At 68.4% G+C, this 9,019-nt stretch carries 8 protein-coding genes and 1 pseudogene; 6 read left to right on the top strand and 3 right to left on the bottom strand.

What is annotated here, in order from left to right:
• A pseudogene (locus ACOJSN_RS22620) lies at positions 1-486 on the bottom strand (phytanoyl-CoA dioxygenase); the annotation flags it as partial.
• Positions 487-543: 57 nt separating this feature from the next.
• Here ACOJSN_RS22620 and ACOJSN_RS22615 point away from each other — a divergent pair.
• Positions 544-1,413: an AraC family transcriptional regulator gene (locus ACOJSN_RS22615; protein ID WP_420114742.1), complete on the top strand. Its 870-nt coding sequence runs from the start codon at positions 544-546 to the stop codon at positions 1,411-1,413.
• A gap of 11 nt (positions 1,414-1,424) precedes the next feature.
• On the opposite strand, the gene ACOJSN_RS22610 is transcribed toward ACOJSN_RS22615, so the two are convergent.
• Positions 1,425-2,195: an IclR family transcriptional regulator gene (locus tag ACOJSN_RS22610; RefSeq protein WP_420114741.1), complete on the bottom strand. Its 771-nt coding sequence runs from the start codon at positions 2,193-2,195 to the stop codon at positions 1,425-1,427.
• Between the two features lie 162 nt (positions 2,196-2,357).
• On the opposite strand from ACOJSN_RS22610, the gene ACOJSN_RS22605 reads away from it, so the two are divergent.
• From ACOJSN_RS22605 to ACOJSN_RS22585, 5 genes are all read left to right on the top strand, one after another.
• Positions 2,358-3,578, top strand: a complete 1,221-nt coding sequence (locus ACOJSN_RS22605) for a glucarate dehydratase family protein (protein WP_420114740.1) — start codon at positions 2,358-2,360, stop codon at positions 3,576-3,578.
• Positions 3,579-3,639: 61 nt separating this feature from the next.
• On the top strand, positions 3,640-4,875 hold the full coding sequence (locus ACOJSN_RS22600) for an extracellular solute-binding protein (protein ID WP_420114739.1): 1,236 nt from the start codon (positions 3,640-3,642) through the stop codon (positions 4,873-4,875).
• Positions 4,876-4,928: 53 nt separating this feature from the next.
• Positions 4,929-5,831, top strand: a complete 903-nt coding sequence (locus ACOJSN_RS22595; protein ID WP_420114738.1) for a carbohydrate ABC transporter permease — start codon at positions 4,929-4,931, stop codon at positions 5,829-5,831.
• A 7-nt stretch (positions 5,832-5,838) separates the two neighbouring features.
• Complete coding sequence (locus ACOJSN_RS22590) at positions 5,839-6,651, top strand: carbohydrate ABC transporter permease (protein ID WP_420114737.1); 813 nt, start codon at positions 5,839-5,841, stop codon at positions 6,649-6,651.
• A 5-nt stretch (positions 6,652-6,656) separates the two neighbouring features.
• Positions 6,657-8,330 carry a glycoside hydrolase domain-containing protein gene (locus tag ACOJSN_RS22585; RefSeq protein WP_420114736.1) on the top strand — a complete coding sequence of 558 codons (1,674 nt, stop codon included), beginning with the start codon at positions 6,657-6,659 and terminating at the stop codon, positions 8,328-8,330.
• Here ACOJSN_RS22585 and disA read toward each other — a convergent pair.
• Positions 8,327-9,019 (bottom strand): DNA integrity scanning diadenylate cyclase DisA (disA, locus tag ACOJSN_RS22580; protein WP_420114735.1); only part of this gene is annotated, 693 nt, incomplete at its 5' end. The genes ACOJSN_RS22585 and disA overlap by 4 nt on opposite strands.

Here is a 9,019-nt window from a genome sequence, read left to right as displayed (position 1 = left end):
GGTGCCCTCCCGCAGGTAGACCAGGTCGTAGTGTGCCTGGGTGGCGGTGCCGATGCCGTTCTCGCCGGGCCGGGTGTGCCGCAGGATCTTCCGCCGGTGCAGGTGGACGTTGCTCGTGAGGAACCACTCGAACCAGCCGCGGATCGACGGAGAGGAACAGAACGCCTGATACTCCGCTGATGGGACTATCCGCTTGAACAGCGCGTCCCGATAGGCACGCTGATCGACCGGCGCGGTCCCCGCCTGTCCCTGCAGAGGGTCGGAGCCGGGCCGTAGCAGACCGGTCGACGCCAGAGAAGCGAAGTAGAACTGCCTGAACGCCATCACCTGCTCGCGCGGAATCGCGTCCCGCAGGAGCAAGTATCCCTGCGACCGCAGGCGCTCCCACAGCGCTTCTCGATCAGTGCGCTCCGAGGCCGGGGTCTCATGGAGCTCGCCGAGCCGGTGCGGGCTCTCGTCGAGGACGTAGCCGTTCGAGGTCAGCATGGCGGCTACGGTAGGTCGCGGTGCACGGGACGGGTAGAGAGGATCGGAATCAGCAACTTGGACAATCCACAGCACCTCGATCGGCTCGAACGTTGGGCGGCGTACCTCGATGTGGACCGCGCGATGCGCGACGGTGCGCTCTGCTGTCGCGGTGCCGGCGAGCAGTGGGCGGATCGCGTCGTGCGACCACGGGCGCGCCGGCTGGCCACGCACGGGCTGGTGCTCGTCACCGCCGGCAGCGGGGAGTACGTGGACGAGACCCATCCCGCGCCCATCGCGGTCCAGGCGCCAGCCGTGATCTGGCTGGCGCCCGGCATCTCGCACGCCTACGGACCCGGCGTGCACGGCTGGGAGGAGCGCTGGGTGCTGTTCGAGGGCACCGCGACCCGCGCCTTCGAGCGGCCGGGTGTGTGGACCCGCCGTGAGCCTGTGCTGGCCGCGGACGGTCACGTTCTCGGCCTGGGTGCGGATGTCTTCCCGCGGCTCCGTCGCGTGCTCACCGTGCCGAACCGCCGCGCGCACGCGATCGCGGCAACGATCGTGTCCCACCTCGTGGGCGTGGCCATCGAGGCGACCACCCCCGAGCCCCGGCCGAGCGCGGCCTCGGTGGTCGACGCGCTCGTGGACGCCGCGCACGTGCCGCTCAGCGTTCAGGAGCGGGCGCGCGAGCACGGGCTGACCGTGGAGGCGCTGCGCGCCGCCGTGCGCGAGGCCACCGGGTTGAGCCCACATGAGCTGGTGCTGCGCACGCGTCTCGCACGAGCGCAGCAGCTGCTCGCGGAGACCGATGTCGAGGTGGCCTCCGTCGCCCGCCAGATCGGCTACGACGACGCCGCCTACTTCTCCCGGCTGTTCCGCCGCCGTATCGGCGTCTCGCCGACTCGATTCCGCCGGCAGGAAGGGCCGCGCAGGATCTCCGGCGACTGAGCGGCCAGAATCTAGCGCACGCCGGCTCGGCGCAACGACGTTGTGAGCTGGTGGGCGCGCTCCTGGAGCAGCTCAGCGACGCGGGCGACCTCGTCGGGTGTGGCGAGATCGGCACGGATCGAGCAGCTCAACGCATCGGTCGCGGGTATGCGGTAACCGAGGGCGACCGCCACACAGACGATCCCACGCGTGCCCTGTTCGCGCTCGCTGGCCCAACCCCGGGTGCGCACCGCATCGAGTGTTGCGTGGAGCTGGTCCCGGTCGGTGATCGTGTTCTCGGTGAACCGCTCCAACGGGTAGCTGAGCACCTCGTCGACCTCGTCGGTGGTCAGCTCGGCGAGCAGCGCCTGTCCCAGTGCCGTGGCATGGGCGGGCAGATGCCTGCCCGCGCGCCGGACCAGGTGAACCGAGTCCCGTGACTCGCGGCTGGCGAGGTACAGGACGTGCGCGCCGTCGCGCCGGGCGTAGTGCAGTGTGTGGCCGAGCTGGCTCCGAAGCTCCTCGAGCACGTGATACGCGTGCGGCAGGGCAGGGTCGCGATCGAGGTACGACGTGCCGACCAGCAGCGCACGCGGCCCCACCGTGAAGCGAGAGGAACGCTCGACCGCGTCGACCCAACGCAGCTCGCGCAGCGTGCGCAGCAGTGCGTGCAGGCTCGAACGCGGGTAGCCCGTGCGGTCCTGCAGGTCTGCGACCGACAGCGGGGCAGCCGAGCTCGCGAGCAGCTCGAGGATCCGTGCCGTGCGCTCGGCCGACTTGACGGATGACGCCTCCGCTGCCATCTCTCGCCTCCTACCTCCCAGCTCTTGACTGTTCGGCTGAGGGAGCCTAGCCTACGATGCCGTTCACATATGCAGTCACTGTCTACATACTTGGACATCATGTCTCTTCCTGGATCTACGCCGGTACCGCCAACCTCGCGTGGCGGCCTCACGGTCACCGAGGTGATCGTCACGCCCGTGGCCTTCAGCGATCCGCCGCTGCTCAACACGATCGGCGTTCACCAGCCGTGGGCGCTTCGCACCGTGATCGAGGTCCGGACCGACGCCGGGCTGACTGGGCTCGGTGAGAGCTACGGTCACGCACAGCACCTCGAGGAGCTCCGGCGCTGCGCACCCCTGCTCGTGGGGCTGGACGTGTTCGACATCAACGGGTTGCACAGCCGGGTCGCGGGCGTCGTGGACGGCGCGTCGGACCAACATCAGGACCCCAGCAGCTCACGGGCGGTCCTGCAGGTGTTCTCGCCGTTCGAGGTCGCCTTCCTCGACCTGCAGGGACACGCGATCGGACGTCCCGTCCACGACCTCCTCGGCGGGAAGGTCCGCGACAGCGTCGACTTCGCCGGTTACCTCTTCTACAAGTGGGCGGCCCACCCGGGCGCCGAGGCCGACGAGTGGGGCGCCGCGCTGGACCCCGCGGGCATCGTGGAGCAGGCGCGGAGGATGGTCGCGCGGCACGGCTTTCGGTCGCTCAAGCTGAAAGGTGGTGTGCTGCGGCCCGAGGAGGAGCTGGAGGCGGTGCAGGAGCTCCGCACCGCGTTCCCGGACCATCCGCTGCGGCTCGACCCGAACTGCGCGTGGACGGTCGCCACCGCGCGTGAGGTGGCGAACCGGGTCGAGGGTCTCCTCGAGTACCTGGAGGATCCGACCCCGGGCATCGCAGGCATGGCCGCGGTCGCCGCGGACTCGCCGGTGCCCTTGGCCACCAACATGTGCGTCGTCGACTTCGACCATCTGCCACCCGCGCTGAGCCAGGGCGCGGTCGACGTCGTGCTCTCCGATCACCACTATTGGGGCGGCTTGACGCGCTCGACGCACCTCGCCACCATCTGCCGCACGTGGGGCATCGGGATCTCGATGCACTCCAACAGCCACCTCGGCATCAGCCTCGCCGCCATGACCCAGCTCGGAGCGGCGATGCCCCACCTGACCTATGCGGCCGACACGCACGCGCCGTGGCAGAGCGACTCCGAGCTCCTCGAGACGCCGCTGCGGTTCGTGAACGGCGCCGTCGCTGTCCCCGATGCCCCAGGTCTCGGCATCACCCTCGATCCGGACGCGCTGGCCCGGCTTCACCAGAACTATCTCGCCTGTGGCATCCGGCAACGCGACGACACCGGCTACATGCGATCGATCGAGCCCGGCTTCGCGCCGCGCCGCTGGTGAGACGCCTGCCGGTCCGCACCACTGACCCACCCCTGTTTCGACGCAGCAACCGGAGGACCTCATGAAACGCACGACCCGACCCGTTCTCACCACGATGGTCGCGATCACGCTGGCTGTCGCGGCCTGCGGGAGCCCCGGCGACGACGGAGTCGACTCGCTCGATCTCTGGCTGCCGCCGCAGGCCAACATCAGTGATGCCTCCGACTGGGCTCCCATCCTGCAGGCGTTCGAGGACGAGCACGGAGTTCAGGTCGACGTGCGGATCATCCCGTGGGACAGCTACGAGGAGGCCTACCTCACGGGCATCACCGGCGGCGAGGGGCCCGACGTCGGCCTCATGTACAGCTCCATGCTGGCGGACTACCACGCTCAAGGTGCCGTGGTGCCGTTCGACGACTATCTGCCCCACTCGGATGCCCCCGACTACCTGTACCTCGACCAGGGGCAGGTCGATGGTCAGCAGGTGGCGATCCCGCTCGTGGTCGGGGGTGTGCGAGTCCTGTACTACAACGCCGATCTGCTCCGCGAGGCCGGGATCGAGGATCCGCCGACCACCTGGGAGGAGTTCCGGGAGGCGTCCCAGCAACTCCATGACGCAGGAATCGCCCCGCTGCTGCAACCGTGGGGCCACCACTCGGGAATGCTGAACGAGAACTTCTACCCGTTCCTGTGGCAGGCCGGCGGCGAGCTCTTCACCGAGGACGGCACCGCTACGGCGTTCAACTCGCCCGCAGGGTTGGAAGCGGCGGAGTACCTCTGGGAACTTCGCGAGTCCGGAATCATGTCGGAGGCGGTCACCAGCCTGATCGCCGACAATGCCGAGGCCGCGTTCGCGCGGGGGGACATCGCGTTCCTGCTGTCCTCGGACGCGCGGTACTCCAACCTGCAGGAGGGTGGGTTCGAGTTCGGGTTCGTCGCGTCGCTCGAGCACCGGACTCGGGCGACCTTCGTCGCCGCCGATGCGCTCGTCATGCTCGACAAGTGCCAGGACAAGCAGCTCTGCACCGACCTCGTCACCTACATCACGTCCCCCGAGCAGATGGCCCAGTTCCATGGGCTGGCACCGTATCCGCCGCTGACCGAGGGTGCCGAGTACATCGCGCCGCGAGTGTTCGAGGAGGCCTACGCCGACACGGAGATGCTCCGCACCCTGCCCATCGTGCCGGGCAGCGTGAGCGTCTACAGCGCACTCCACGCCAACCTTCAGCAGATGATGCTCGGTCAGAAGACTCCGGCGCAGGCCCTGGCCGACGCCGCCGAGGAAGGCGACCGCGCCCTGGAGACCGCGCAGCGTTGAGGCCGAACGTGACGACGACGCAGAGCGCCACGGCGGGCGCGCAGGACTCACCCGTGAGCACTGCGCCCCCTGCCGCGCCGGGCCCGGTCCGCCGCCCCGCCTACCGCTCGCTCAACGGGATCTGGTACGTCCTCCCCAGCCTGGTGGTGCTCGCCGTGGCGGTGGTGGCGCCGATCCTGATGTCGGCGTACTACAGCCTCACCGACTATTCCCTGCTGCGGGAGCCGGGCTGGGTCGGACTGCAGAACTACGCCACCCTCATGACCGATGGCGGGTTCCAGCGCGCACTGTGGCAGACCGCCGTCTACACGCTGATCTCCGTGCCCACGCAGACGGTCCTGGCACTGGTCGTCGCCGCCGTGGTCGCCCGGCGAACCCGGAACCGCTTCGGCGCCTTCGTGCGGTCGGCCCTGTTCATCCCGGTGATCGCCTCGATGGTCATCGTCGGGAGTGTGTGGCGCTACCTGCTCGGTACTGACGACGGCGTCGTCAACGCCTTGCTGGGCGTGATCGGCATCGATCCGGTCAACTGGCTGGGACGACCGACGACCGCGCTGCTGGTGGTGGCGCTCGTGACCGTGTGGAAGAACCTCGGCTACTTCCTTGTCATCTACTACGCCGGCATGCTGGACATCCCGGAGGATCTGTACGAGGCGTCCTCGCTCGACGGCGCCGGACCCGTTCGGCAGTTCGCCGCCATCACCGTGCCCTCGATCAGGCCGGTCACGTTGCTCGTGGTGATCCTCGGAACCATCTGGTCGTTCCAGGTCTTCGACCTCGTCTACACGATGACGGGCGGTGGGCCAGGTCGCGCCACGGTGACCCTGGTGCTCGCGATCTACGGTGCGGGATTCCAGAGCATGCAGATGGGCTACGCCTCTGCGATGGCGATGGTGCTCTTCGCGATCGTCCTCGTCGTCTCGTTGGTGCAGCGGTACCTGCTGCGCGGGAAGTAGGAACGCCATGCTGAAGACAAAGGCGCTGGGCGCCGTGATCGACGCTGTCCTTCTCCTCCTCGTCCTCGTGGCCCTGCTGCCGTTCGTGTTCATGGTGGTCACGGCGATCCAGCGGTCCGACACGGTGTCGCTGTCCTTCGATCCGAATCGACTCCAGCTCGACAACTTCGCGAGACTGTTCACCGACTACGGTTTCGGCGCCGCCTTGATCACGAGCATCGTGGTGGTCTCGCTGGCCTGTGTGATGAACCTGGTTGTCAGTTCCGTCGCTGCCTTCGCGTTCGCCAAGAAGCCGTTCCCGGGTTCTGAGGCGCTGTTCTGGATCTACATCGCCACGATGATGGTTCCGGTGCAGGTCACGATCATCCCGCTCTTCGTGATCATCCGAGATCTCGGCCTGCTCAACACGCACCTCGCGCTCGTGCTGCCGATCGTCAACGCCTTCGGTGTCTTCCTCGTGAGGCAGTTCATGTCGAGCGTGCCCGACGAGCTGCTGGAGGCGGCGAAGATCGATGGGGCGCCCGACCGCCGGGTCTTCGTCTCGATCGTGCTGCCGCTCATCCGGCCGGTGCTGGTGGCGTTGACGGTCTTCACGTTCATCACCACCTGGAACGACTTCCTGTGGCCGCTCGTGGTGATCTCCGACGAGTCGATGCAGACGGTCACGCTCGCAGCAGCGCGCCTGCAGGGGCGGTTCGTCACCGAGTACGGCCTGGTGATGGCAGGTGCCGCCGTGTCCTTCGCACTCCCGTTCTGCATCTATCTCGTGCTGCAACGCCAGTTCGTCCAAGGCGTTGCCGCCGTCGGACTGAAAGGATGAACACGATGCCGACCTCAAACCGCCCCGACTGGGCGTTCCTGACCGTCGACGCTCTCGAGAAGGTGTTCGCGGACGAGCGTCCCCGGCCGGCCACCGAACCCGACCTGGCCGGTTTCCTCGGTGAGAACCTCTCGGCCCAGGTGGCGTACCTGCCACCGGCGACCACCAATCTGCGCGAGCTGCCGCCGCTGCGCGTCGAGGTGGAGGGACCGCTGGCCGAGCAGGTGCGGCTGAGCACGGTCGAGCTGGTGCCGGCCACGCTGCTCGCGTTCGACGGGCACGACGACGGCTACCTGAGGGACAGTCCCGGTCTGTATCCGGACCTGCTGCGGCCGGTGGCGCCAGGGCAGCCCATCGCCGTCAAGATCGGGTACTGGCAGGCGATCTGGCTCGATCTCCAGGTGGATGACATCGCACTGGCGGGCACGCACAGCCTCGGCCTCGTCATTCGCGACGACCGCACCGATGCGGAGCTGTACCGGGCCGAGGTCCCGGTCACGATCCACCCGCACACGCTGCCGGCGCTCGACATCGTCAACACCCACTGGATCCATGCAGACTGCCTCGCCGACCACTACGAGGCCGAGGTCTGGAGCGAAGAACACTGGCAGCTGATCGAGCGCTGCCTGGAATCCGCGGCGCAGATGCAGGTGAACTCGGTGCTGACACCCACCTGGACACCTCCGTTGGACACCGCCGTCGGAGGGACCCGAACCCCGGTGCAACTCCTCGGCATCGCGGACCACGGCCACGGCTATGAGTTCAGCTTCGACCGGCTCGAGCGGTGGCTCGCGGCGTGTGCCCGGCACGGCATGCGCAACATCGAGATCGCGCACCTGTTCACCCAGTGGGGCGCGCGCGCCACACCGGCGATCTACGTCGACACGCCTGCTGGGCAGGAGCGCCGGTTCGGCTGGCACGTCCCGGCCGACCACCCCAGCTACCGCGAGCTGCTCGAGCAGCTGCTACCGGCCCTGCGTGCCTACCTCGACGCGCACTGGCAAGGCACCGTGATGTTTCACATCAGCGACGAGCCGCGCGCGGAGATGCTGCAGGACTACCGCCGAGCACGCGAGGTGGTGGCGGACCTCCTGCAGGGCGCGACCGTGGCCGACGCCCTGAGCGACTTCGCGTTCGCTCGTGAGGGCGTGGTGGCAACGCCGATCGTGGCCACCGACCACGTCCAGCCCTTCCTCGACGCGGGATTGAGCCCGTGGGTCTACTACTGCGTGTCGCAGAACCGCGACGTAGCAAACCGATTCATCGGACTGCCGTCCCTGCGGAACCGGGTGCTGGGCCGCCAGTTGTTCGTCGCCGGTGCGCCCGGATTCCTGCACTGGGGTTTCAACTTCTGGCGCACCCAGGACTCGGTCGAGCCCGTGGACCCGTTCCAGGACACCTGCGCCGGAGGCGCGTTTCCCGCGGGCGACCCGTTCGTGGTCTACCCCGGGACCGACGGACAACTCTTGCCCTCGATCCGACACCGTGTCTTCGCCCATGCGATGTCGGACCACCGCGCCCTGCAGCTGCTGCGCGACCTCACCGACGAGGTCACCGCGCGCTCCTACGTGGATGAGGGCGGCGCGCTCCGTTACGACGCCTTCAGCTACGACCCAGACCACTACCTGCGCTCGCGGCGCGAGGTGGACGCCCGGATCCTGGCCGAGCTCGCAGGCTAGGAGAACCTCTCCAGCAGACTCGACTCGGCCTGACGCGACAGGCCCTCACGCACGGACCGGGCACGCTGGGCGCCCACACCCTCGACGAGCTCGAGATCGTCGATCGTGGCCGAGAGCATCCGCTGCAGCGACCCGAAGTGGGTGACCAGCGCATTGACGACCGTCGAAGGCAGCCGCGGGATCCGCATGAGCATCCGGTAACCGCGCGGCGCGATCGCCGAGTCGAGCGCCTCGCCCTGGCGGCCGCCGAGCCCGAGCACGCGGGCGATCAGCGACAGGTCCAGCAGCTGCGAGGAGTCCAAGGTGGAGAGATCGCCGAGCACGTCGGCGAGCGTGCGGGCCGAGCGCTCGTCCAGGTAGTCGCGGACCACCATCTCCAACCCGCTGCCGATGCCGCCGCTCATCTCGTCGAACTGCAGCTCCAGCAGTCGGCCGTTGGTGCCGAGCTCGATGACGTAGTCGTCGATCTCGACCGAGATGCGCCGCACCATCTCCAGGCGTTGCACCACAGCGGCGACGTCGCGGACCGTGACCAGGTCCTCGATCTCGAGCGCCGAGAGGGTGCCGGCCACCTCGTCGAGACGTTCCTTGTACCGCTCGAGCGTGGCGAGTGCCTGGTTCGCGCGCGACAGGATCGCGTCAGAATCCTCCAGCACGTAGCGCTGGTGGCCCACGTACAGGGCGACGAT

Origin of the sequence: Pseudactinotalea sp., assembly GCF_048594945.1 — a bacterium.
In the GTDB taxonomy this organism is placed as follows: Bacteria; Actinomycetota; Actinomycetes; order Actinomycetales; family Beutenbergiaceae; genus Pseudactinotalea.
This window is presented reverse-complemented; position numbering and strand designations above follow the sequence as displayed.

Coding starts and splice junctions, on each gene's coding strand:
- ACOJSN_RS22600 (WP_420114739.1), top strand. CDS start 3,640: ATGAAACGCACGACCCGACCCGTTCTCACCACGATGGTCGCGATCACG.
- ACOJSN_RS22590 (WP_420114737.1), top strand. CDS start 5,839: ATGCTGAAGACAAAGGCGCTGGGCGCCGTGATCGACGCTGTCCTTCTC.
- ACOJSN_RS22610 (WP_420114741.1), bottom strand. CDS start 2,195: ATGGCAGCGGAGGCGTCATCCGTCAAGTCGGCCGAGCGCACGGCACGG.
- ACOJSN_RS22585 (WP_420114736.1), top strand. CDS start 6,657: ATGCCGACCTCAAACCGCCCCGACTGGGCGTTCCTGACCGTCGACGCT.